The organism is Streptomyces sp. WM6386 (genome assembly GCF_000972385.1).
Lineage (GTDB): Bacteria > Actinomycetota > Actinomycetes > Streptomycetales > Streptomycetaceae > Streptomyces.
On the sequence record NZ_JXTE01000526.1, the window covers coordinates 1 to 423 of the forward strand.

Consider the following 423-nt stretch of genomic DNA (forward strand, 5'->3'; position numbering starts at 1 on the left):
CGACCAGGCACTGTGGGACATCGCCGGCAAGACCTACGGCGTCCCGGTGCACCGCCTCCTCGGCGGCCCCGTACGCGACCGCGTGCGGATGTACGCCTGGATCGGCGGGGACCGGCCGAGCGGGGGGGCGGGGCTGGCCGAGGGGCAGATGAAGGCGGGGTTCACCGCGGGGAAGATGAAAGGCTCGGCCGAACTCGCCCCGATCGACACCCCGGCGCGCACCGCCGAGGTCGTCGAGCGCGTCGCGGCCGTCCGTGAGGTGCTGGGCGACGAGCGGGACATCGCGGTCGACTTCCACGGCCGGGCCTCCACCGCGATGTCGCGCCGGCTGCTGCCCCAACTGGAGCCGCTGCACCCGCTGTTCGTCGAGGAACCCGTGGCGCCGGAGCACTCGGGGAACCTGCGCAGTCTGGTGGAGGCCAC

At 74.0% G+C, this 423-nt stretch carries 1 protein-coding gene; it reads left to right on the top strand.

Annotation, left to right across the window (positions count from 1 at the left end):
- Nucleotides 1-423 (top strand): enolase C-terminal domain-like protein (locus TN53_RS42545; RefSeq protein ID WP_046264276.1); only part of this gene is annotated, 423 nt, incomplete at both ends.